18 protein-coding genes and 1 tRNA gene are annotated in these 22,437 nt (G+C 34.9%); 6 read left to right on the top strand and 13 right to left on the bottom strand.

The window, feature by feature from the left end:
• Window positions 1-316: 316 nt before the first annotated feature.
• Genes AAC601_RS05715 through AAC601_RS05700 form a run of 4 tightly spaced genes read right to left on the bottom strand, consistent with a single transcriptional unit; the run spans window position 317 to window position 4,201 of the window.
• Complete coding sequence (locus tag AAC601_RS05715; protein WP_303270965.1) at window positions 317-1,057, bottom strand: shikimate dehydrogenase; 741 nt, start codon at window positions 1,055-1,057, stop codon at window positions 317-319.
• Window positions 1,054-2,001 (bottom strand): DUF368 domain-containing protein, encoded by a 948-nt coding sequence (locus AAC601_RS05710; RefSeq protein WP_340152731.1) that lies wholly within the window; start codon window positions 1,999-2,001, stop codon window positions 1,054-1,056. Before AAC601_RS05710 ends, AAC601_RS05715 begins: the two co-directional genes overlap by 4 nt.
• Window positions 2,002-2,014: 13 nt before the next feature.
• Window positions 2,015-2,788, bottom strand: coding sequence for a phosphosulfolactate synthase (locus tag AAC601_RS05705; RefSeq protein WP_303270963.1), 774 nt, complete (start codon window positions 2,786-2,788; stop codon window positions 2,015-2,017).
• A 3-nt stretch (window positions 2,789-2,791) separates the two neighbouring features.
• A complete protein-coding gene (locus tag AAC601_RS05700) occupies window positions 2,792-4,201 on the bottom strand; it encodes a tetratricopeptide repeat protein (protein WP_340152730.1) in 1,410 nt (469 codons plus the stop codon).
• A 309-nt stretch (window positions 4,202-4,510) separates the two neighbouring features.
• Between AAC601_RS05700 and AAC601_RS05695 the strand changes: the two genes are divergently transcribed.
• Both AAC601_RS05695 and AAC601_RS05690 read left to right on the top strand, forming a co-directional pair.
• Window positions 4,511-5,020 (top strand): hypothetical protein, encoded by a 510-nt coding sequence (locus AAC601_RS05695; RefSeq protein ID WP_340152729.1) that lies wholly within the window; start codon window positions 4,511-4,513, stop codon window positions 5,018-5,020.
• Between the two features lie 203 nt (window positions 5,021-5,223).
• Entirely contained in the window at window positions 5,224-6,942 is a 1,719-nt protein-coding gene (locus AAC601_RS05690; protein ID WP_340152728.1) for a zinc-dependent metalloprotease family protein, read from the top strand.
• 42 nt (window positions 6,943-6,984) lie between these two features.
• Here the strand turns inward: AAC601_RS05690 and AAC601_RS05685 are convergent, their stop codons facing one another.
• The 4 genes from AAC601_RS05685 to AAC601_RS05670 form a co-directional block, all read right to left on the bottom strand.
• Window positions 6,985-7,968: an NAD-dependent epimerase/dehydratase family protein gene (locus AAC601_RS05685; RefSeq protein ID WP_340152727.1), complete on the bottom strand. Its 984-nt coding sequence runs from the start codon at window positions 7,966-7,968 to the stop codon at window positions 6,985-6,987.
• On the bottom strand, window positions 7,968-10,340 hold the full coding sequence (locus AAC601_RS05680; protein WP_340152726.1) for a polysaccharide biosynthesis tyrosine autokinase: 2,373 nt from the start codon (window positions 10,338-10,340) through the stop codon (window positions 7,968-7,970). The genes AAC601_RS05685 and AAC601_RS05680 overlap by 1 nt, the downstream gene beginning before the upstream one ends.
• Window positions 10,341-10,349: 9 nt before the next feature.
• Window positions 10,350-11,087 (bottom strand): polysaccharide biosynthesis/export family protein, encoded by a 738-nt coding sequence (locus AAC601_RS05675; protein WP_303270959.1) that lies wholly within the window; start codon window positions 11,085-11,087, stop codon window positions 10,350-10,352.
• A 119-nt stretch (window positions 11,088-11,206) separates the two neighbouring features.
• Window positions 11,207-12,358: a glycosyltransferase family 4 protein gene (locus AAC601_RS05670; protein WP_303270958.1), complete on the bottom strand. Its 1,152-nt coding sequence runs from the start codon at window positions 12,356-12,358 to the stop codon at window positions 11,207-11,209.
• 189 nt (window positions 12,359-12,547) lie between these two features.
• Here AAC601_RS05670 and AAC601_RS05665 point away from each other — a divergent pair, with 189 nt between their 5' ends.
• From AAC601_RS05665 to AAC601_RS05655, 3 genes are all read left to right on the top strand, one after another.
• Window positions 12,548-13,216 (top strand): cytochrome c, encoded by a 669-nt coding sequence (locus AAC601_RS05665; protein WP_340152725.1) that lies wholly within the window; start codon window positions 12,548-12,550, stop codon window positions 13,214-13,216.
• A gap of 90 nt (window positions 13,217-13,306) precedes the next feature.
• On the top strand, window positions 13,307-14,485 hold the full coding sequence (gene hflX, locus AAC601_RS05660) for a GTPase HflX (RefSeq protein WP_303270956.1): 1,179 nt from the start codon (window positions 13,307-13,309) through the stop codon (window positions 14,483-14,485).
• Between the two features lie 65 nt (window positions 14,486-14,550).
• Window positions 14,551-14,622: transfer RNA gene (locus AAC601_RS05655), tRNA-Arg, on the top strand.
• 183 nt (window positions 14,623-14,805) lie between these two features.
• On the opposite strand, the gene AAC601_RS05650 is transcribed toward AAC601_RS05655, so the two are convergent.
• The 5 genes from AAC601_RS05650 to AAC601_RS05630 are packed head-to-tail and all read right to left on the bottom strand — an operon-like array spanning window position 14,806 to window position 21,387.
• Window positions 14,806-17,913 carry an efflux RND transporter permease subunit gene (locus AAC601_RS05650; RefSeq protein ID WP_340152724.1) on the bottom strand — a complete coding sequence of 1,036 codons (3,108 nt, stop codon included), beginning with the start codon at window positions 17,911-17,913 and terminating at the stop codon, window positions 14,806-14,808.
• Window positions 17,914-17,925: 12 nt separating this feature from the next.
• On the bottom strand, window positions 17,926-18,981 hold the full coding sequence (locus AAC601_RS05645; protein ID WP_340152723.1) for an efflux RND transporter periplasmic adaptor subunit: 1,056 nt from the start codon (window positions 18,979-18,981) through the stop codon (window positions 17,926-17,928).
• Window positions 18,982-18,985: 4 nt separating this feature from the next.
• Window positions 18,986-20,323: a TolC family protein gene (locus AAC601_RS05640; protein ID WP_340152722.1), complete on the bottom strand. Its 1,338-nt coding sequence runs from the start codon at window positions 20,321-20,323 to the stop codon at window positions 18,986-18,988.
• Window positions 20,324-20,353: 30 nt separating this feature from the next.
• Window positions 20,354-20,803, bottom strand: a complete 450-nt coding sequence (locus tag AAC601_RS05635) for a hypothetical protein (RefSeq protein WP_303270952.1) — start codon at window positions 20,801-20,803, stop codon at window positions 20,354-20,356.
• Complete coding sequence (locus AAC601_RS05630) at window positions 20,800-21,387, bottom strand: TetR/AcrR family transcriptional regulator (protein ID WP_340152721.1); 588 nt, start codon at window positions 21,385-21,387, stop codon at window positions 20,800-20,802. Before AAC601_RS05630 ends, AAC601_RS05635 begins: the two co-directional genes overlap by 4 nt.
• Window positions 21,388-21,585: 198 nt before the next feature.
• Here AAC601_RS05630 and AAC601_RS05625 point away from each other — a divergent pair, with 198 nt between their 5' ends.
• Window positions 21,586-22,299, top strand: coding sequence for a Crp/Fnr family transcriptional regulator (locus AAC601_RS05625; protein WP_340152720.1), 714 nt, complete (start codon window positions 21,586-21,588; stop codon window positions 22,297-22,299).
• Window positions 22,300-22,437: the final 138 nt, after the last annotated feature.

Raw genomic sequence — 22,437 nt, 5'->3', positions numbered from 1 at the left:
TTTGAAGTAGAAATAGACTAGATTAATGATAATAATTGCAACACTTAACTTTTTGATATAGCCGAATTTCTTGTGTAAATATTCTTTTCCATTCATATTATCTAGGCTTTAGTTTATGCGTCCCATCGCTCATGCGCATCCTCGTTTTTTAACGAGGATGCATAGATTATAGCATTTGCAATGCTGGAATATTCCATTTAAAGCTTGCCAGTATATGTTTCAAGTTATACACTTGATGACTTATTAATCCTCCTTACAACCAAAGGCAAGGTAAGATTTTAACAACTTGTCTTTTTACTTTTATTTTCTTAAATCTCTATTTTGCCAAAGCATTCCAAATCTCCCATGACTTTTCAGCTTGCCCAATCAGCATTTCCAATCCATTAATAGTCTTTGCTCCTTGATTTTTACCTGCCTTCAGAAAGGCTGTTTCCGCTGGATTATAAACCAAATCATATAAATAATGATTATCGCTTAATGCTTTATATGGAAAATAAGGCTTTTCGTCAATATTAGGATAGGTCCCTAGTGGAGTGGTATTGATAATTAGATGATATTCTTGAATAACATCTGTCTTGCTATTTAAATCATCATAAGTATAATCAAACCCTGCTTTTCTTGAAACTACTTTAAACGGAATAGATAAATCAATTAGGACTTGCTTAATGGCTTTAGAAGCTCCGCCAGTACCTAATATCAATGCTTTTGAGCAAGATTTCTTGGGAATAAAATTTAGAAGTGAGTTTTTAAAGCCATAATAGTCCGAATTAAAGCCTTTGGTTTTCCCATCTTTAAATTGAATCACGTTGACCGCACCAATGGATTTAGCGTGCTCATCCAATTCATCTAAGAAAGGAATGATTTGTTCTTTATAAGGAATGGTAACATTTAGTCCTGCAATATCTTGTTGCTTTAATTCATCGAATTCTCCAACGCTTTCTAGTGGAAATAGTCGGTATTCACAAACTTGAATATTTTCCTTCTTAAATTTTTCGCTAAAGTATTTGCCAGAAAAGGAATGTTTAAGTGGAAAACCGATTAATCCATAGGTTTTCATTTTCCATCATTTTTAACATTCAGCATGGTGGCAATTTTTTCAATGGCTACCACTATGAAAATCCCTAAGCTCATCATCAGCAAAGCTTGCATTAATTGTGGGTCTTGTCCGGTTTCATTTAAAAATTGCTGAGGCAGAACGTTATGATCAAATAAAGGAACCTGTTCCCCTTTGCTATTGATACGGAATGTATCTACTACTTTCCATGGCCAAACCTTATTTAATGAACCGACCATAAAACCTGCCAGTACTGCTACTGTTGCGGACTGATAGTTTCTCAAAAACCATGATATTAATCTGGCAAAACTTAGCAATCCTATAATGCAACCCAAGGCAAAAATAGCCAATGTTCCAATATCTACTGTTTCAACTGCTTCGATTATATACTTATATTTTCCTAAAATTAAGAGGATAAAAGCTCCTGAAATGCCGGGCAGAATCATAGCACAAATAGCTATAGCACCTGATAAAATGACAAACCACCAGGCTTCCGGAGTTTGTGCAGGAGATGCTGAGGTGATAAAGTAAGCAATTGCAATACCAGCTAAACCCGCAAAGATAGCTTTCCAGTCTTTTTTTTCAATATCCCTAGCCACTAAAACAGCTGAAATAATGATCAATCCAAAGAAAAATGACCAAACCAAAACAGGATAGGTGCTCAACAGAAAGCTGATCAACTTCGCTAAACTGATGATGCTTATGGCAATTCCTAATACTAGTGTAATAAGAAAAGAGCCATTGATATGGCTCCAGAATTCTTTGAGTTTGAATTGGAAAAGTAATCTGAAAGCTGTTCCATCAACAGATTTAATGCTGTTCAGCAATTCATCATAAATTCCGGTTATAAAAGCAATGGTGCCTCCCGAGACTCCAGGAACTACATCTGCACTGCCCATTGCAATACCTTTTAAGAGTAATGTAAAATATTCTTTAATCGACCGCACGAAAAATCTGTTTTTAAAGTAAGTCTTTATTATTCAAAAAATGGTGAAAAGTGTCACCTCTCAATCCTAAACGAATGGTTTCTAAAGGAATTACTTCATTTGGAGCAATATTTCCAAGGTTGACATTAGCACCTACTAATTTAATAAAATAAACTTGTTGTGCTTTCTGGGGAGCTTCCCAGATGATTTTTTCGAAAGGAATTTTTGTTAAGATTTCTTGAACCAGTCCTGAACGAACTTCACCACTGGCTCGAAACAAACCTACATTTCCTGCTTCTCTCGATTCTCCAATCACTTTCCAGGCACCAGCATCCAATTCAGTTTGCATGAGCTCAATCCATTGGTAAGGAGGAATAATTTTTTCAGCATCTTTCGATCCGACTTCTGAAAGGACCGTCACTTGATCTGACAGTTTACTGATATACTCACATTTCAAATCGTGAGGTAATTCAATAGATCCATCTGAGACCTCAGCAAAGGGCATATCATATTTGTCCAATAACTTTCGGTAGTCTTCGAATTGATCACGGATTACAAATGCTTCGAAAAGGGTTCCTCCGAAGTAAGTAGGGATTCCAGCTTCTTTGTAAAGTGCTAATTTGTCTTTTAAATTAGTTGTGACATAAGATGTGGCCCATCCTAGTTTTACTATATCAGTGTATTCACCGTTGCTATCGATAAAGTCTTCCACCTCTCTAAGGCTTAACCCTTTATCCATCACCATAGTGAATCCTACATCTCTTGGTTTGGCTGGTCTTTCAGGGATGTCTTTTAATTCGTAGTTCATGTTTTACTGGTTATCTTTTCTGAATTGGTCTATAATTTTGAACAATGCCTTCTGCGTTTCCACCCGTGGGAAGAATTCATAAAGCACTGTATGCATTTCAAAGTCCAAAACTAATGCATTTTCCAGAAAGATAAAGGCTTCTTTGTATTTACCGTACTCAATTAGGTAAGCCGTCATCCTATAATAAAGCTCAGGAGCATCTGGATTATCCTCCATGCCTTCCTTAATTATATTGATAGCTACCTCTAGTTCCCCTGATTCAAAATAGATAAATGACCAGTCCAGAAACAGGCTAACTTCTTCTGGATCAAGGGCTACAGCTTCTTCATAGGCATCAACGGCAGAGTTTTGATTGCCTAGTTGATATTCGGCATTGGCTAATGCCTGCCAATATTTTGATTCATGTTTATTTATTTTTATTGCTTTTTTTACATAATGCACTGCTTCTATCCATTTTTCTTGTTGAATGAGGCAAAGTGACATCCCAAAGTAAGCTTCATCATAAAGGGAGTCAAATTTAACAGCTTTAAGAAAATACTTAATGGCTAAATCTGCTTGATCTAATTTGTCATATATTTCTGCCATTCTGCAGAAAACTTCAGCACTAGGTCCTTCAATTCGTAAAGTTTGGGAAAAAGCATCTAACGATTTATTATTTTTTTCTAAGGCAGAATAGGTATTTCCCATATTGAAATAAGCGGATGCAAAATTTTCATCTATTGCGACCGCAAATTCATAAGCTTCAATGGCTTTTTCATATTTTCCCAATTTATGTAGGACAACTCCCAAATTATACCAAGCATGGTAAGAATAGGGATCGGCATCAATAAACTTTTCGTAGTAGGCAATACTACCTTCCAATTGATCCGTTACGTCCAAGCAGTAAGCCAATTCATAAATTGCGCTTTCATGGTCAATATTTTCTTCTAATACCGATTTATAATTTTTAATAGCCTCATCATATTTACCCAATTGCTGGTAGGCCATGCCCATTTGAAATAAAACTTCATCTTTTTCTTCAGCAAAGGTTAATGCTTTTTCTAAACATTCAATGGCCTCTTTATTTCGATTGGAAATTGTTAGCACATTAGCTTTAGTCAATAGTAAATCAACATCATGGGGCTGGATATTTTCGGCTCTTTCTAACGCCTGAAGTGCACTGTCATATTTAGTGTTGCTCGCTAAAACATGTGCATTGAGAATCAATAGCTCGATTGAAAAAGGAAATTGTTCTACTGCAAATTCACTGGCCTTAAGGGCCTTCATGAACTTGTCATTATCCAAATACAATTCAACCACTTTTTCTAGTTCTTCCACATCAAAAAAGTGGAAATCTTTGCCCTGAATATGATTTTCGAATTTTTTAATCAACTCTTTTTCTTCGTCTTTTCTGTTTCTGAAAAATTCGCTCATAAATAATATATAAGTGGTTAAATCTACTTTATAATTATACTCTTTAATCAACTTCAACTTGATTAAAATAAGCCAGAAGTTAGAATGTAACTTTATAATAAAGTAGCGTTAAATAAATTTACTTATTAAAAGGTGAAAATCAAGCAACGTTGAATTAAATTTTAAAGTTTATGTATTTTGATTAATTAATCAATTATACAAATACTTTTGACATAAAACTGAAAATCAAGAACGACCTGTAAATTACCAAAAAATCTATTTGTATTTAATTAAAGATTTAGTAAGTTATTTTAACTAAAACTTTACACAATGTTAAAAAAATGCCTTGTTATATTTTTTTCCTCCCTTGTCCTGAATGCTTGCAGTTTAACAGAAATTTCTGATGAAGAGGATTTTAAGTTTGCTCCCAATTTTGAATTTGTAATTCTAAATGAAAATGGAGAACATATCATAGGGCACAATTCTAATCAATTTCACCCAGACTCTATGACATTGAAATCATTGAATTGGGATCAAATTATTACAGAGAAATTCAGAAATTGTGGGGATTCAGGAGAATACGTATCACCCAGTTTACAAGTCCTTGGGATTTCGAGACCATGGGACTCTATCGATACTCTAACATTCCTTATTAGTCTTTCTAATATGGATATAGATACTTTAAAAGTATATCATTATCCTGCTATAGATGACGATTATTACTATAAAATACTTAGCTATAATGGTATTAATTTTGATGAACAGACTAATGAATATGAAACTGGAAGTTGTGGCTCACAACCTATTTATGTAGTAAAAAATAATATTAAAATGGATTAAATTTTCAAAAACCAAATTGCCTTATGAAATATATTATCCTTGTATTCTCCCTACTATTCCCTTTAATTATTAATGCACAAAAAGCTGAATGTGGGTTTATAGGAGTCGATTCGATTTAAGCCAAAAGTCTTAATTATTATGGGAATAACGAGTACCTTGAAAAGGTAAATTTACTTCATCAAAATAAACAACAAGAAAAGTTATTGAAATTTAATCAAACTTTAACCGATGAATATAAAAATGATAATCTTGAAAAGATTAATACTGTATGTTCACAATCTGTCAGTTATCATCTACCCCTTCGGATCGTTGTGCATAGAGATATAGATAATAATACATTTATTACTAATCGAACCATTGAAGAATTATTGGAGGAAACCAATTTAAGGCTTTTACAGTCTGGAACGGATGTGAGGTTTTATTTGATAAGAAGCCCCGTTTATATCAACAATTCTGAATTTGCTAATGGAGATCTAATCAATGCTCAAGAACTAGAAATGTTCGTTGCCCAGCACAATTCCAATCAATTTACCATGCATCTTGTTGATGATGGGGGAGGTTCAGCAGAACCACCTAATTTACCATTCAATAGTAACTCTTGGGTTGGTTCGCAAGATGTAGATATTGGAGCAGTTACACAAGCCCGTTTGGAGAGAGTTGCAGGTACTATGGCACATGAATTGGGTCATAATCTAGGCTTAGAGCATACGCACAAGGCAGGCAGGTTAGGGTCAGAAGTGTTCAATGGGGACAATGCCAATGTTTGGCGTAAATGTCTTCAAGAATCAGTGACTCGCAGGACAACTAACTTCTGGTATAAAGGATGCACAAGCACTGATCAGATGCAAAAATGCGAAGTGAATGGAGATTTTCTATGCGATACACAAGCTGATCCAAACATGGGGAATGCAGGTGATGTTACATATAATGATAATCCAAATAGTAGCGATGGTGATATTGCACCATGCGATTATAGATTACCAGAAGAAGGGGTTTACAGGATGGATAGACGGGATGACCTTTGGACTCCTCATGCAAGAAATGTAATGGCTTACGGTAACAGAAGATGTAGGAATTTTTTCTCGACTGGGCAAAAAGGAATTATGTATGATAACGCTAGTAGTACTTTTTCTGATAATGTGACAAATATTGTAGGAAGTAATAGTATTAGCTGTACATCAAACCGTGGATATAGTATTCGTGGTATTTGGGGGGCTACTTATACATGGACTGTCAGCAGTGGTTTGAGGATAATGTCAGGGCAGGGTACTTCATCCTTAAGCCTGAGAGGTAAAGCTGGTTATTCTAACAATCAGATTGTGAGTCTCAACGTTTCAAAACCTTATGGGAATTATTGCTTTAATAAAAATATCAATTTAACTAGCCCTTCAAATTCAGGCTATATTTCAGGACAATTAAGTATGGTTTCTGGTGGTCAGGGGAATTTTTATGCAGTTGGTTTTGGAAGCGGAGTTAGTTATAATTGGGGTGTTTCAGGCAGTGGTTGGTCAATAATTTCAGAAAGTGGAAACTATGCTAGAATAAAAGCTGGAAGTAACTCAGGAATTGTAAGCGTTACTGCTTCAAATGCATGTGGAAATAATTATAAATATAAAAATGTTATTGTTGGAGGTGGAAGTGATTGTGATAATATTCCATATGCTATATCCCCAAATCCAACTTCTGATTATATGACATTAGCACCTATAGAACCACCATGTCCAATAAGACTTATTTCTAGTGAAAAACCTACTGCTGCTTATCAGTATTCGATATTTAATAAATATGGAAAGCGTATTATGAGTAGTGATTTTGAAGAAAAAGTAGATATCGATTTAAGATCATTAAAAAAGGATTACTATAAGTTAGTTCTTATTAAGAATGGAAAAGTTATTTTGCAAGAATCATTTATAAAAGAATAGTCCTTTTTACCCTTATAACATTAAAAAATGCTGATAGGTGATTTATAACTCATTACATAACAGCATTTCCTTCACTGTCCATTCAATGGATTCATCTAAAGTCTTATAACGCAAATTAAATATTTTATTCGCCTTATCTGCATTATATATTTTCTTGTTACCCGCCATTTTAGCAGTTTCCATGGTGAGTGTTGCAGGTTTACCGCTAATTTTACTCCATATGTTTTCCATCACTGCACCCAAAATCACCATAAACTTAGGAATACCTATATTCGGAGCTTTTACATGGAGCTGTTTTGCGGTAGCTCTAAAAAAATCACGGTAGCTAATACTTCCTGCATTTAAAACGAACTGCTCATTTCTGATATTATTTGCCAAACTTTCTACAGCGATTTCTGCAACATCTCTCGCATCAATGTAATTAATCAATCCTCTAGTGTAAAAGGGCTTTTGGTCACCAACATATCCAAATAATTGTGCACTGCTTTGGTATCGATTTGCTGGCCCTAGGATAACGGATGGGTTCAAAATGATGATAGGTAATCCTGCCTTTGATAATTCCCAAAGTATTGCTTCAGCTTTTCTTTTGCTTTTCCCATAGTTGCTTAGAAATTCATCATCTGATTTAGGGGTATTTTCATCAATGAAATGATCAATAGAATTTTTACCTAATGCCGAAATGCTACTTATGAAAACAAATTTTTTAACTCCAACTTCCAGAGCATCCATAGCCAATTTAGAAGTCCATTTAGTATTAATTTGAAAGATTTTGGCTGCGTCTGACTTTTTATAGGAAACAAAAGCCCCAGCATGTATTACAAAATCAATTTTCACAGGAATCCGCAGGAATAAATTATCGTCAATTGAGTTTATCTCAATCCAATTAATTTTTTCTGAATCTACCTGAGTAACTGAATGAGTTCTTTTTGTCGCATAAATTTGATAATCCAGGCTAATTAATTTCAATATAATTTGCTGACCTAAAAGACCTGTGGCACCTGTAATTAATAGGTTTTTTTGCTTCATTAAATATTGAAAAGCCTTTTAAGCGTTGAAATAGATTTGCTATTATTATCATTGTAGTAATCTTGATAATAACCGTAGCCTTTATTTTCTTTTCTCACGGCATTAAAAATGATAGATATATTCTGAATATTGTTCAAGTTAAGACTTCTGTGCAGATCATTAACAAACGACCTTTTAGAATAATCAGCCCGTACAACGAAAAGTGAATGGTCAGATTTTTTGAGTGCAATAATACCATCAGAGACCAGGCCAATAGGAGGGGTATCCAACAGGATAATATCATATTCAGCCTTTAGTTCATTCAATAATTGGTCAAAATATTCGCTCTCCAATAGTTCAGCTGGATTAGGCGGAATAATACCTGAGGGAATAAAATGTAAGTTTTCTGTTTTAGTATTATTGACACAATCTTTCCAGTGAACTCCACCACTTAAAATAGAGCTCACACCTATTTCGTTTTGGTCCAGATTGAAAGCGTATTGAGCCCTTGGCTTTCGCATATCCAAATCCAATATAATCACCTTTTTACTGGACATGGCGAGTATGGCGGCCAAATTCACCGAGATAAATGTTTTTCCCTCACCACTCGTAGTTGAGCTAATTGAGAGTACTTTTTTACCATCTTTAATACCAATGAAATCCAAGCTAGTCCTTAAAGTTCTGAAGGCCTCGCTTATTTGTGATCTTGGTTTCTCTGAAACAATTACCCCACTCTTCTTCGCTACATAACGATTAAGCCTACTTATTTTGGCAATAATTGGGATACTAGTTAACCTTTCAAGTTCATGAATGCTGTTGATTTCATCGTAAACCAGATACCTAAAGCCAATAAAAATAAAACTTAAAATAAACCCAACTGCAAAAGAACCTATATAGATTAAGTTGGTAGACGGACCGATTGGGCTTCTAGGTAAATTAGCTGGTGTCAAAATATCAACTTCTGAAAGTGTACCTGCCTGAGCAATTTCAAATTCAGTTTTCTTTTGCATTAAAGAAAGGTAAAGCTCTTCATATAAAGAGTAGAATCGCATTTTCTGGTTGAGTTCATTCGTTTTGGCTGGCAATTGGCTGAATTTGCTTTCAATCTCTCTTTTCCTGTATAAAATATTCTCTTTTCTTTCTTTCAGGATCTCCAATTTATTACTTAGGTAATTGTTAATCCTGTCTTTTAAAGAATTGATTTCTATTTTCCTTTGTTGCAACACCTGACTTTCCGTTCTATAGCGAGTCTTGGCAACTTGATATTGCTGTTTGAGCTCAGAAAATTCTTCGAATAGTGGTTGCATATTTGCTGGCAGCACCAAATAATTGATTTTGTCAAAGCTTAAGGTGTCCTTTTCAAGTTGTTCTTTAATGTTTTCTATTTCACCTAATTGGTAATTAATACCATATAAAATAGAGTCCATTTTGACCATTTCCGAAATCAGTCTATTGACATCTTCAGACGGATTAACTGTTTTGTTTTTTATTGTAAAATCTTCGATATAAGTCTCATAGTTCGATAGTTCATCCTCCGTTTGACCTAACTGTTTATTTAAGAACTCAATCTTAAGCTGATTGGCCCTGTTTTTCTGTTCTTTACTGTATTCAGTATAGAGTTCACTAATTTTTTCAACAATGGCCTGAACCTTATAAGGGTTATAATCTGCAAAGGTGATCTTGATGGTGTTGGCATTTAAATTCTCAGGTGCAACCGAAAGATTAGATTCTACATAACTTATTAAGCTTTCTGGTGTAGAGATACTAAAAAATAGCTTCTCAGTGCTAAAAAAGTGAGAGGTTTTCTCAAGTTTGTAACTGCATCCATTTAGCGTAAAATACTTTTCAAAGGTATGGGTAGTCCAATCTCCACCATCTGGATTGGTCGATATTTTAAAAGTTTCTTTATTGATTATATCTACATAAAATTTTTGGCCATAAGAAGCGCAAGATGCTTCATAACTAACGGTGAAAGGAGTGAACTTATATCTTTCTTCATTTTTGAACCTTCCTATAACATGATAGGATACATCAAGAGGCAACTTTCCAATTACCTGTTTTAAAAAGAGTTTAGAACGAATTAATTCTACTTCTCCAGATAAGGTATTTAAATTGGAGCTTTCTTCTTTTAACGGGTTAAAACCAAAAACGCTGGCTTCACTTCGCTTATTTAGTTTTAATTCTGCATAAGATTGGAACCTAACGTTAGTATATCGTACATAGAGGAAAGCTACAAATACAGTTATTGAGATAAGCAAAATTGCCCAAGGTAAGTTCTTTTTGAGGATGGTTTTTAGCTTGAAAAAATCTACCACCTCAGTTTCGTTGTTCAAGGGTTTATGAGACGATTTTGCATCTACATTTCTTTGGTATCGTGTTTGTTGATTGCTCATTGCTCTTGCCTACCTTAAGTTTTCAATCACAATAAACAATGTCACTACATTGGTAACAATGCCAATTACGGGAGCAATATCCCGTACTGATTCTGTGAAAATCCTTCTGATAGGTTCCACATAAATAATGTCGTTAGGTAATACCTGCAAATTTGCTTTTTGCATTCCCTCAATAGTAGCCAAATTAATTACTTGAACTGAAGGGTCGTCTAAAGGGCCTCTAATTAACCTGATATTTCTTCCCTTAGAATCTCTATTTAATCCTCCTGAAAGAGCTAAAATTTCTAAAACAGTCATCTTCTCATTTTCAATTGGAATAACCTGTCCTCCCATGGCTCCTAAAACTACTACTCTTCGGTTTAAAGCACGTACTCTGACAAAAGGCTGGATATAATACTCTGAATATTGCTCCTTTAACATTTCTTGAAGACCACCAATAGAGTATCCTTCAATTTTGGTCTCTCCTAAAAGTGGTAAAATCGCAGTGCCATTAGGAAGAACTTCGAATTCTTTGTCTGGCATTAATCGGCCACCGCCTGCTCCTCCTCCAGTAATGGCATTGAGTTCTAGGTTTGGATCAATGACCCGTTCTCCTTTATTGGTATACACTTCAATATTGACTTTGTCGCCAGACTGGATTTTATAGGCTCCTTCAATCTTCGAAACCTCTTCTTTAAAATTCTCAGAATTGATATCAGATTCAGATTGTAGAATAATATTCTGTCTGTACACTTTACAACCGCTCATCAACAGCATGAGTGCAAGAATACTAATAGGGTATATGTAAAATTTTTTGATAGCTTTGTTCACTACTTGTAAAAATATAACCAATTAAGCAAAAGACAATAATATAATAGAAATGCTTCTTAATTATTTACATAAACAGGCTTAAGTTGAGGTTTAAGATTGCCGTTTTTATCAATTGCCTTCAAATACCTTTCAATCACTATATTATGGTCAAACCTTCTTTCCACTAATTCTCTGCCCTTAATCCCCATTTCATAACGTGTTTCTGGAGACAAATAGAACATCTCCTTCATTTTCAGGGCCAAGTCTTCTTCGTCTTTCACTTTGCAAAGTATCCCATTTAATCTATGATCTACCACATTGTTGCAGCCAGGAACATTAGAAGCCACAATGGGTTTAGCGCTAGCGGCCGCTTCAAGTAAAGTTCTTGGTGTGCCTTCCCTATAACTAGGCAAGACCACACAATCAGCTTTATTGATAAATGGGCGAACATCATCTGTGCTTCCCAAATAATTAATATATCCTTCCTTTATCCATTCATTAAGCTCATCCGAAGAAATTCCCCTTGAATGTAGTTCGTCTAATTTTCCCAATAAATTGAACTTTGCATTCATTCCTCTTTCTTGTAAAATAGCAGCTGCAGCAACATATTCCCTGATCCCTTTGTCAATAATCAGTCTGGAAATCATCAAAAATTCAAAAGGTTCCCCTTCTGGTTTTTCTTTAGGAGGATGAGGAGTAAATTCGCTCAAGTCAATTCCAGAGCCAGGTATAACCTCGCAAATATTTCGCTGAATCAATCGTTTATCCATAAAAAGTTGATAATCTTCATGGTTCTGAAAAAACACTTTCTTAGGAAACTTGAAAGAAAACCTATACAGACTTAAGGCGATTTTAGAAATCCAATCATCATTTAAGAATATGGTTCCTAGTCCACTGACATTGTTGATCACAGGGATTCCCAATAATGCGGCTGCCAAAGTGCCGTAGATATTTGGTTTAATTGTATAATGCAAAATAATATCAGGCTTTACTCTTTTGTAAATGTTAAGTAACTCAAAAGTTAAACCTGTATCTCGGATTGGATTCGCTCCACGACTATCCATGGTAACATCTTGGAAAGTGCAACCTGCCTCTATTAACTTCACAGTATATTCATCATGAGGCGCAATAGCCACCACTTCATGCCCATCTTTTATCAGAGCTTGAATTAGGGACATTCTAAAATTGTAGATGTTCCAAGAGGTATTTAAAGTGATAGCAACTTTCATATCGTATTACAAATTTACTAATAATAACACTTACGGTTCTTTTTAAGTGGGGAGATTTCGACAGGTAAAGACTTAGAGCAGATTAGTTTGAATTATTCAGCTTTAAAATACCTATAAAAATCAAATATAACTGACAAATTGAAATTATTCCCATAGCCTTTCTTATTTTTGTACAAAAAACAAGTAGTTATGGAAATTGGAATGCTTCACTCCCACGTACTAGTGGTAACATTATTTTTACTTTTCTTATTATTTAAGACCATTCTGTTATTGGCCAACAAAAAGGAACTGTTGACAAAGATCAGAACAAAGCTTAAAATGGTAGATCCTATTTTAGGTGTATTGATGCTTGCCACAGGCGGTTATTTGTTATCTTTATATGGGGCTGCGGCTCCCACTTATTTATGGGTAAAATTGATAATAGTATTAATCATTATCCCAATTGGTATTGTTTCGTTCAAGAAAGAAAATAAAGCTATGGCTATTATAACATTAATATTGACTTTTTGTATTTATGGAGTTTCTGAGGTAGGAAGCCTGAACTTTTCAAAAGGAGAAACCGTAGCGGTAAATACTGAAAGTCCCGCTAATGATGCGCAAGAAGTTATAATCGATGGCGCAATAGCAGATTTATTGAAAACAGGAAAAGAAGTTTACTTAGCAGAATGTAAAAAATGCCATGGCAAAGGCGGAAAGAAAGGACTTTTTAAATCTCCTGATTTAACTGAAAGCAAGCTCAATTTATCTGAAAGAGTAGCGTGGATTAAGAAAGGTCAGGGCGTTATGCCTGCCTATGAAAATGAGCTTTCAGAATCTGAAATTGAAGCAGTAGCACTTTATTTGGATGAGCTAAAATAGGGTTGTTGAAGAAAAATTATGATACCTTAAATAGGAGAATCAAATCTTCATTTTATGCGTAATCATAAATAAGAATACTGATAAAAATATATGCAATATAGTTCTGCAGAAGAAAACAAAGAGAAAAAAGCTGTTTTGGTTGCTATTATTACGCAAAACCAAAATGAGGAGAAAGTCAATGAGTACTTAGATGAATTGGCTTTTTTAACTTCTACTTTAGGCGCTCAAACCATTAAAAGATTTACACAAAGACTGGAAAAGCCAGATGTGAGGAGTTTTGTAGGGAAGGGTAAATTAGAAGAGATCAGTGCTTTTGTAAAAGCAGAGAATGCAGATTGGATAGTTTTTGATGATGATTTAACCCCATCTCAGCTAAGAAACCTTGAAAAGGAACTCAATGTCAAGGTATATGATCGAAGTTTATTGATATTAGATATCTTCTTGAGCAGAGCTCAAACTGCACAAGCTAAAACCCAGGTAGAATTAGCCAGAAATCAATATCTATTACCTAGACTAACTCGTATGTGGACTCACTTGGAAAGACAGCGAGGTGGAACCGCTACCCGTGGAGGTGCTGGGGAGAAAGAGATTGAGACTGATAAAAGGATAATTCGAAATACCATTACCAAATTAAAAGAAAAGCTTGCCAAAATTGAAAAGCAAAGTAGGACACAAAGAAAATCTCGTGGTAAAATTGTAAGGGTGGCCATTGTAGGTTACACCAATGTGGGGAAGTCCACTTTAATGACTTTGCTTTCCAAATCAGATATTTTGGCTGAGAATAAGCTATTTGCCACTGTTGATTCTACTGTCAGAAAAGTCAATTTTGAAGACATCCCATATCTTTTGTCCGATACAGTAGGCTTTATTAGAAAATTGCCTACTCATTTGATCGAATCGTTTAAATCAACTTTGGATGAAATTAGGGAGGCCGATGTGTTGGTGCATGTAGTAGATGTCAGTCATCCCACATTGGATGACCATATCAGTGTTGTTAATCAAACCTTAACAGATATAGGCGCAAGTGATAAGCCGACTCTTTTGGTTTTTAATAAGGTAGACTTATTGAAAGATGAAGAAGAATTGAGTGCAGATGAGAAAATCATGAATTTGAAAAATACTTATTGGAATAAGGAACAAAATGATGTGGTTTTCATCTCAGCTACCAACAAAGACAATATCGAGGAGCTTAAAAGCAAATTGAGAAAATTGGTCGAAGCCAAGCATTTTACAATTTTCCCTAATTATTTGAAAAATACCTATTACTAATTTAGCTTTGCTGCTTTTATTTTTCACATGAGCTTACTGCAGTGCATGTAAAAGTTGAAATAAATGACCCCGTAGTTCAACGGATAGAATTGGAGTTTCCTAAACTTTAGATGCAGGTTCGATTCCTGCCGGGGTCACTATCAGGACTATACTTTAGATAAGTGCCTGTACCGCTTTAGAAGTTTTCGGATAAGACTTACAAGTTGGACTAAATTTCAACTGAATACTTGCATTAATCACAGATTAGGATTCAATCAAATGGTATTGTGGAAAAAATTTAGGCAATTTTAGCTTTTCAAATTGCCTGTACTATTTCCATTTCACTTTTTTGCAAATCTTAATTTAGCAGCGTCCACTAAATAATAAACCATTGGCACTAAAAATATAGTCAAAATTAAGGAAGAGAGAAGTCCACCTATAATCACCCAAGCCAATCCATTTTTCCATTCTGATGCTGTTCCACTGGCCATTGCTATAGGTAACATCCCAAAAACCATTGAAAGTGTTGTCATCAAAATGGGTCTAAGCCTTCCTTTTCCAGCAATCAGTAATGCTTCTTTAAAATGCTTGCCTTCTAGTTTCAATTGATTCGTAAAGTCAACTATCAAAATGGCGTTTTTTGTTACCAAGCCCATCAACATAATTAAACCTAATAAGGCAAATAAACTTAAATTACTTAAGGATAAGTTTAAGGCTAAAAATGCCCCGATTGTAGCAACAGGAATTGAAAATAGAACTACAAAAGGATAAATATAATTATCATATAATGCGACCATGATAAGGTATATTAACAAAAAGGAAATAAGCAAAACAGAGCCTAATGCCCCAAAACTATCATTTTGACGCTTTATATCACTTCCCCAGGTCATTTCTATTCCTTCTGCTAAGGGATTATTTCCTAAATAGGCTACCACATCATCTGCCACAGTTCCTGAAGGACGACCTAAAGCATCAGCCGTTAGCGTTACTGCAGGTTGTCGATCTTTTTTCTCCAAAAGTGAGGGTGAGTTATCCAATTCGACCTTAGCAAATTGTTCTATTTCTATAGCTTGTCCCTTTGGATTAATAATGGATAATTGCTGTATGTCCTCATAGTTTTGTCTGCTAAATTCATCTAGCCAAATTCTAAGTGGATATTCAATTCCATCCTCCGTGAGGGAAGCATCATCGTTCCCAGTAAAAGCTGTTCTAATATTTAATCCTACATAAGCAGTGCTCAGTCCCAGACGCTGCATCTTATCTTTATCAGGAATGATTTTGTATTCAGGACTTCCTTCTTCAACTGAAAGCCTTACATTATCAGCACCAGGGATTTTCTCGATTATAGCTTTTAATTCATTTGCACTTTGCATAACACTATCTAAATGACTGCTGCTTAAGGTAATTTCTATGGGTGCCGTGCGTGGAATTAATCCTAAGGCAGACATAGAATAATTTATTCCAGGAAATTGCTTTTGTAAATCAGCTCTTAATTTCCTCATGAAAACTTCCGTATCTTTTGCTTCTAGACCTGAGGCTTTCAATTCTTTTTTAGAGGTTTTTAATTGAATGGTGAATTCGGTTTTATTAGCTGAACCTACTCCCAAACTTCCAATTCCGGTGCTTGGTCCTCCGATATTGCTGAATACAGTCGATACTTCCGGTTGATTTAAAATGAATTCCTCAATTTCAGTCGATACAGCATTATTTTTTTCTATAGGAGTAGATTTATCAAATTCCAGTGCCATTTTGAACTTTCCTTGATCACCAGTGGAAATCAACTCTTTGCCGATAATGCCTTGTCGCATGATGCCTAAAGTCATAGCAAATAATAGGATTACTATAGCACTAAAAGCAATTTTATGCTCTAGCACCCAGTTAAGCAGCTTTCCGTACCAATCGGTAAGGGCATCAAGTTGTCTCTCAAACCATAATAGAAACTTGTTAAAGAAATTAGTGGGTTGTAAATCTTCCTTTTTACCAATTCGTGAAGCAAGCCAAGGGGTAAGGGTAAATCCAACTAATAAACTGGTAAGGGTTGAAGTAATAACTACTACAGAGAATTGTTTTAGCATATCTGCCACAAAAACCTGAAGGAATAGGATGGGTAAAAATACCACCACATCAACGAGCGTAATGGATAGAGCCGAAAAACCGATTTCCATTCTTCCGTCCATGGCAGCTTCTCTTTTTTTCTTGCCCATATCCAGATGGCGCTGAATGTTTTCCAATACCACGGTTGCATCATCTACCAAAATCCCAATAATTAGGGACATGGCTAATAAAGTCATCAGGTTTAAAGTGTAACCTAAAAGCCACATTACGGCAAATGCGGTTACTAAGGAAGTCGGAATAGCCACCAAAACGATAGTAGCGTTTCTAAAACTTCTTAAAAACAATAACATCACCAGAGAAACCAAAACAACTGCTAAAATAAGATCCACAACTACTGAATTTACTGCAGCAATAGTATTGTCTGTACTATCATCTGCAATAATGAATTGAACATTAGAGGCTTTATTTTGCTCTTCGATTGTCTGAAATCTTTCTCTAACTGCCCTAGAAACTTCAACTGCATTCGCATCTCCTTGTTTTTTGAGTAAAAGCCCTATTCCTTCTTTGCCGTTATATCGACTTAATGAGCTTATTTCTTTAGTGCCATCAGTTACAATTGCTACATCTTTCACGTAAACAGGGCTGCCAGGAAACGGCATGGAAAGCTGCACATTTTCTATATCTTCTAATGTTTTGAATTTACCAGTCAATCTTACGGAATTCAGTGCTTGATCTGTTTTTAAATTACCTGCAGGAACATCCACTCCAGATCGATTGATAGCTTCCACCACTTGCAATAAAGAGAGCTTATGCAGTTTTAATTTATTTTGATTTACCTTTATCTGAATCTCTCTTTCCTCACCTCCTAGCATGGTGATTTCCGCCACCCCTGTTATTTGTTGTATTTGAGGCAGATATTCATCTTTCATTTTCTGATAAAATTCTGTAGAGGATAGATCAGAAGTGGCACTAATGGACATAATTGGTAAGTCGTTAGGGGACACCTTACTCATCACTGGGCTTTGCACATCTGCGGGCAAATCTTTTTTAATATTGTCAATATAGCGCTGTGCATCCTGCATGGTTTTATCCAAATCAGTTCCATAATTCAAATTAGCTATGATAATGGATGCATTCGGTAAAGATTTTGTCACCAAAAAATCCACTCCTTCTAAGTTTGAAAGTGCATCTTCTATTTTTTCCGACACGGAAGTTTCAACTTCCTTTGGCTCTGCTCCAGGATAAATGGTTTTAATTACAACTACGGGCTGATTGAAATCGGGCATTAATTCATAGCTCAATTTGTTAAAACCAATAATACCCAAGAGGGTGAAAATGCTGAATAATACTATAATCAGCGAGGGTCTTTTGATAGAAATTTCAGTAATATTCATTGTTTCGCTGATTTAATTTAATTCCACATTTGCACCGTCAAAAAGATTGATAAAACCTTCGGTTACTATCACATCCCCTTCCTTTAATCCTTTGGAGATAATGGCTTTATCTTGAATTTTATCGGCTACCGTTATTTTCTGTAAAACAGCATTGTTATTTTTGATCAGATACACCTGTGCATCCGAAGAACTGCCCACCAAAGCAGAAGCAGGAATGCTAATCAGTTTGTTCGGGCTAGTTTTCAATATGCTAACTTCTCCATACATGCCGGATTTTATTTTTAAGTCTGAGGTGTTTTCAATTTCAAATTCTATCGGGAAATGGTTGCTCATATTGGCTTTGCTTCCTATCAAAGTAATTTTTCCGGTGAATAATAAATTAGGGTATGCATCGGCTATAACGGTATGGCTTTGCCCTAATTCAAATAGGTGAAGCACTGTTTCCGCTACATTAATGCTGAATTTGAGTGTTGAAATATCTGTTAATTGAATAAGCGGCATTCCAGGAGCCGCAAAACTTCCAATTTCACTCATTTTAGCAGTGATAATTCCATTAAATGGTGCTTTGATTTCTGTTTTGCTAATTTTATCTAAGGCTATTGCTTGCTTAACTTTAGCACTTTTTAATCCAGTTTTAGCCTTTTCAAGCTGAATTCCTTTTATAGCATCACTCTCAGCTAATGATTTATATCTTTTAACATCAGATTCTAAATCCTCAATTTGAATATTGACATTTTCTAATTCAAGTCTTAATAATGAGTTATCTAATTTGATTAAAGGCTGACCTCTCTTTACAATATCTCCTTCTTCAACTAAATATTGATTTATTTTTCCTTGTATTTCAGCGCTAATCTTGCTTTCTTTTTGAGCTTTAAAACTACCTGTATAGCTTGTTTTAAGTTGAAAATAATTGAAAGAAATGGTGTCTGCCTTAACAGCAATAGCTTTTTCTTTATCATATTGATAAATCTTATTTTCGGAAATGGCTTTATTGCTTTTCAATTTCATAGCCATCACTACTATTACCGCTATGCCTATGATTATACCGATTATTTTTTTCCAGTTCATTTCTTTAGTAATTAATATTTTTAATATTTCCTCTTAATTTCTTGAGCTCTAAATCAGCCTTTAGATAATCTATTATGGCAGTAAGGTTTGCTTGTTGAGCTTCCCTCAAAGCATTTTCAGCTAATAAGACTTCCGTTAAGTTTACTAAGCCTTCATTTTTTTGAAGGAGGCTTTCATTGTAAATTTTCTGTGCTAGTGCTATCTGTTCTTCCGTGGTTAGCAGTGATTTCTTTGTCATGTCTTTTTGCATCTCAGCATTTTCAATTTTCATAGCATTTGCCTCACTAATAAGCTCTTGCTGAAGCGCATTATTCTCCAGTTCAAAATGCTTCTGCTTCAATTTTCTTTTTGTGACCCCTTTATTGAAAATTGGATAAGAAAGTTGCAAGCCCACAAAGCTCATTGGAAAGAATTTTAAAAATTCATTAGGGGATTGATCGTAGCCGAAACCTGTGGTACCATAACTACCCACTAGGTTCACATTTGGGATGAATCGAGACTGATTTAACGTACTTATTTCACTTTGAATTAATTGCTCTTGTGTTTTGGCAATTTGATAATCCAAGATAATTCCGGACTCTTCCTGCAAACTTTCCTCAAATCTGATGTCAGTTTCTATTTCCATATTAAGATCCAAGGAAACTCCCATAGTAAATTTCAAAGCGTTATTTATTTGGCCATATTTATAGCTTAAATTTTGCTCTTGGTTTTTCAGCTGTGAAATTTGCAGCTCAATTTTACTAACATCGGTTCCTGTGGCTAGCTTTTCATCCTTTAAAGACTGAAGGTTGCCAAGCAGTTTTTCAGCGTTTTTTAAATTAGCTTTTACAAAATTGAGCTGATGGCTAATTATTTTGGCATTGTAGTAGAGGTTAGAAATCTCATAATACACCTCTTCCTCTGATTTTTGATATCTCAATTCACTTAGTTCCGATGCTAGCTTAGTGTTTTTGATAGCACCATTTATATATGCGCTATATAAAGGAAGTGCAATTTGAAGGTTAGCATTGATATTATGGGGAACCCCGAATTGTATTTCGTTGAATTGTCCTTCCGAAGCCGCAGGATTGAAGGTAGAAAGAGGCATTAACTGATAGGGCAAATCAGTGAAATATTTATAATCTGCATTAGCAGTAACTTTCGGTAATAGATGCGCTTTTGCCTCTTTTTCTCTTTCTTTACCTATAGCAATAGAATTTCTTCCGCTTTCTAGGTTATTATTGTGGACTAATGCAGTATCAATACACTGCTTTAAAGTCCAAACTTGAGCACTTGCTATTTCCATTTTCAAGAATAGAAAAAGCATCAGCAATATTAGTTTGTGAGTATTTACTAACTTCATTGGATAAATTTTTTTAGTTATTCAATTCTTTTATTGAAAATATTGGTGATAAGTATCGAAAGAGGTTTTCAATTTTTGAATTATTTTGTCTGCTTCTTTTTCATTTTCAGCTTCAAGGAGTGCAGTAGTTAACTTCATATGAGGATGCAGCCATTTATGTAGCTCATCATGACTTGTGCCTTTCATAGTACACGACTTTACCAATTCGTCATTATTGGCTTTTAATTGCTCGGCAAGAATTTCATAATCCTTCCCTTCATATTTATTCAAAGATATTTCACTACGCTCCAAAGGTGGTTTCATTTCTTGATTTACCTCCCATCTTTGTCCATCATTCAGTTCAATGCCAAGTTCATTCTTGTCCTGCTGAATTTGACCCTTTTTTAATTCACTCTTTTCATTAGTAGTGGTACTGCAAGCACTCATTGTAAAAAATAGCACTATTGATAAATAGGTAATAAAGCTTAAATTCTTCATCATTTCTTCTTTAAAAGTTTTAAAAGTGTTTGTGTCATTTTATGTCCTGGTTCCTCTATGTCATATTTAAAATCAGCAATTCGCCACTTAAACATAAATAGCCTGAAAGCACCCATGACAACATTTAGTAATTCCTCTACAGATATTTCATTTGAAAAAATGTCATCTTTTTGCCCTTGCATGATGATGGGTTTTAAATGTTTCATTTTTACAGTCATGATTTTATGTATAGTATCATTTACTTTCTGGCTTTCTGCCATTAATCCATCGGAGAAGACCGCTACCACGAAATATGGACTACTTTTGAAAAATGTAAATTGGCTGGTAAAGAGGCTAATGAATTTTTCTTCAACAGATTGATCCTCGGAAATTGCTACTCCATATCTTTCATCCATATTTTTTGCCAAATACTCAAGCATGGCAATAATAATATCTTGCTTGCTAGAGAAATGACGGTAAATAGCGCTTTCAGAAAATTGCATTTCCTTAGCTAGGTTTTTTATGGTTAATCCTCCTACGCCAGAAGCAGTAAGTATTTTGCCTGCGGCTTCTATGATTTCTAACTGTCTTTTGGTTATCTTTTTCATATGTGAGTAAGTATTCACTAACAAATATATTATACTCTTTTTAAAAATAAAAGTTTTATGGATTCAAAAATTTCGATTTAGGCTAATATTGTAAATTTGAAAAGATTTACCTTAATGTGAGTTTGTTATTGATTATTCAATTCAAAGAGATTACTTTTAAAATGTTACTGAGAATCTATTATTGACTATCATATTCTTATGCCCCAAAAAACCAATAAAATAAGCTGCGAAGAATGTACTACCACTTCATGTTTTGTAAAAAAGACAAATCCGGAGTGGTTGGCTAAAATCAGTGAATTCAAAAATCAAGTGGTTTACCCAAAAGGGCAATATATTTTCTCTGAGGGCTCTCCAGTATTTGGCGCCTATTTTATTCAGTCAGGGGATGTTAAAATTGTGAGTAGTAGTTTTTCAGGCAGACAAAATATTGTTCGATTAGCAAAGAATGGGCATATGATGGGACATAAAGGAGTGGCAAAGGAAAATTATCCAATAGGTGCGGTGGCACTCAACGATGCCCGTGTTTGTTTTCTTAATAATGAGTTGCTATATGATGCTTTTTTGAATAATACGCATTTCACTATTGAGATCATGATGTTCTACTCAAAAGAACTTCGTAAAAGTGAAATGCGAAACAAGTTCTTTGCCCAAATGACCACAGATGAAAAGGTAGCTTACGCTATTGTTTATGCAGGAGAAATAGTGGGACAGAAGAATAATAAAGGGCAAATTATGATTACGCTCAGTAGACAAGAACTTGCACAGATTGCCGGAACCAATGCCGAACAAGTTAGCCGAACCATTAGCCATATGAAAAATGATGGCTTATTATCCTTGGATGGTCGTTGCATTTGCATTGATAACCTCCCAGGGGTGTATAATTTACTCTCCGAGTACGAACAGTTTATTTAATTTCCTGCGTTTTCGCAGACTTATCTCTGTGAATAAACTTCTCAATGCCTGATCTGGAACATTTCTATTCTAAAGTTCTCTAGTGATATTTGTATCAAACAAAAAAGGATAAAAATATCCGAATATAATTAAAAGCAT

The sequence above is a fragment of the uncultured Marivirga sp. genome, from assembly GCF_963974845.1.
Classification (GTDB): domain Bacteria; phylum Bacteroidota; class Bacteroidia; order Cytophagales; family Cyclobacteriaceae; genus Marivirga; species Marivirga harenae.
The sequence above is the reverse complement of the archived record's forward strand: the minus strand, read 5'-3'. Positions and strand labels throughout refer to the sequence as shown.

What these genes read in the sequence shown, in the direction of transcription:
- AAC601_RS05705 (WP_303270963.1), bottom strand. Translation starts at nt 2,788, where the DNA reads ATGAACTACGAATTAAAAGACATCCCTGAAAGACCAGCCAAACCAAGA.
- AAC601_RS05695 (WP_340152729.1), top strand. Translation starts at nt 4,511, where the DNA reads ATGTTAAAAAAATGCCTTGTTATATTTTTTTCCTCCCTTGTCCTGAAT.
- AAC601_RS05665 (WP_340152725.1), top strand. Translation starts at nt 12,548, where the DNA reads ATGGAAATTGGAATGCTTCACTCCCACGTACTAGTGGTAACATTATTT.
- AAC601_RS05625 (WP_340152720.1), top strand. Translation starts at nt 21,586, where the DNA reads ATGCCCCAAAAAACCAATAAAATAAGCTGCGAAGAATGTACTACCACT.
- AAC601_RS05715 (WP_303270965.1), bottom strand. Translation starts at nt 1,057, where the DNA reads ATGAAAACCTATGGATTAATCGGTTTTCCACTTAAACATTCCTTTTCT.
- AAC601_RS05645 (WP_340152723.1), bottom strand. Translation starts at nt 18,981, where the DNA reads ATGAACTGGAAAAAAATAATCGGTATAATCATAGGCATAGCGGTAATA.
- AAC601_RS05635 (WP_303270952.1), bottom strand. Translation starts at nt 20,803, where the DNA reads ATGATGAAGAATTTAAGCTTTATTACCTATTTATCAATAGTGCTATTT.
- AAC601_RS05630 (WP_340152721.1), bottom strand. Translation starts at nt 21,387, where the DNA reads ATGAAAAAGATAACCAAAAGACAGTTAGAAATCATAGAAGCCGCAGGC.
- AAC601_RS05650 (WP_340152724.1), bottom strand. Translation starts at nt 17,913, where the DNA reads ATGAATATTACTGAAATTTCTATCAAAAGACCCTCGCTGATTATAGTA.
- AAC601_RS05700 (WP_340152730.1), bottom strand. Translation starts at nt 4,201, where the DNA reads ATGAGCGAATTTTTCAGAAACAGAAAAGACGAAGAAAAAGAGTTGATT.
- AAC601_RS05640 (WP_340152722.1), bottom strand. Translation starts at nt 20,323, where the DNA reads ATGAAGTTAGTAAATACTCACAAACTAATATTGCTGATGCTTTTTCTA.
- AAC601_RS05675 (WP_303270959.1), bottom strand. Translation starts at nt 11,087, where the DNA reads ATGAGCGGTTGTAAAGTGTACAGACAGAATATTATTCTACAATCTGAA.
- AAC601_RS05680 (WP_340152726.1), bottom strand. Translation starts at nt 10,340, where the DNA reads ATGAGCAATCAACAAACACGATACCAAAGAAATGTAGATGCAAAATCG.
- hflX (WP_303270956.1), top strand. Translation starts at nt 13,307, where the DNA reads ATGCAATATAGTTCTGCAGAAGAAAACAAAGAGAAAAAAGCTGTTTTG.
- AAC601_RS05670 (WP_303270958.1), bottom strand. Translation starts at nt 12,358, where the DNA reads ATGAAAGTTGCTATCACTTTAAATACCTCTTGGAACATCTACAATTTT.
- AAC601_RS05685 (WP_340152727.1), bottom strand. Translation starts at nt 7,968, where the DNA reads ATGAAGCAAAAAAACCTATTAATTACAGGTGCCACAGGTCTTTTAGGT.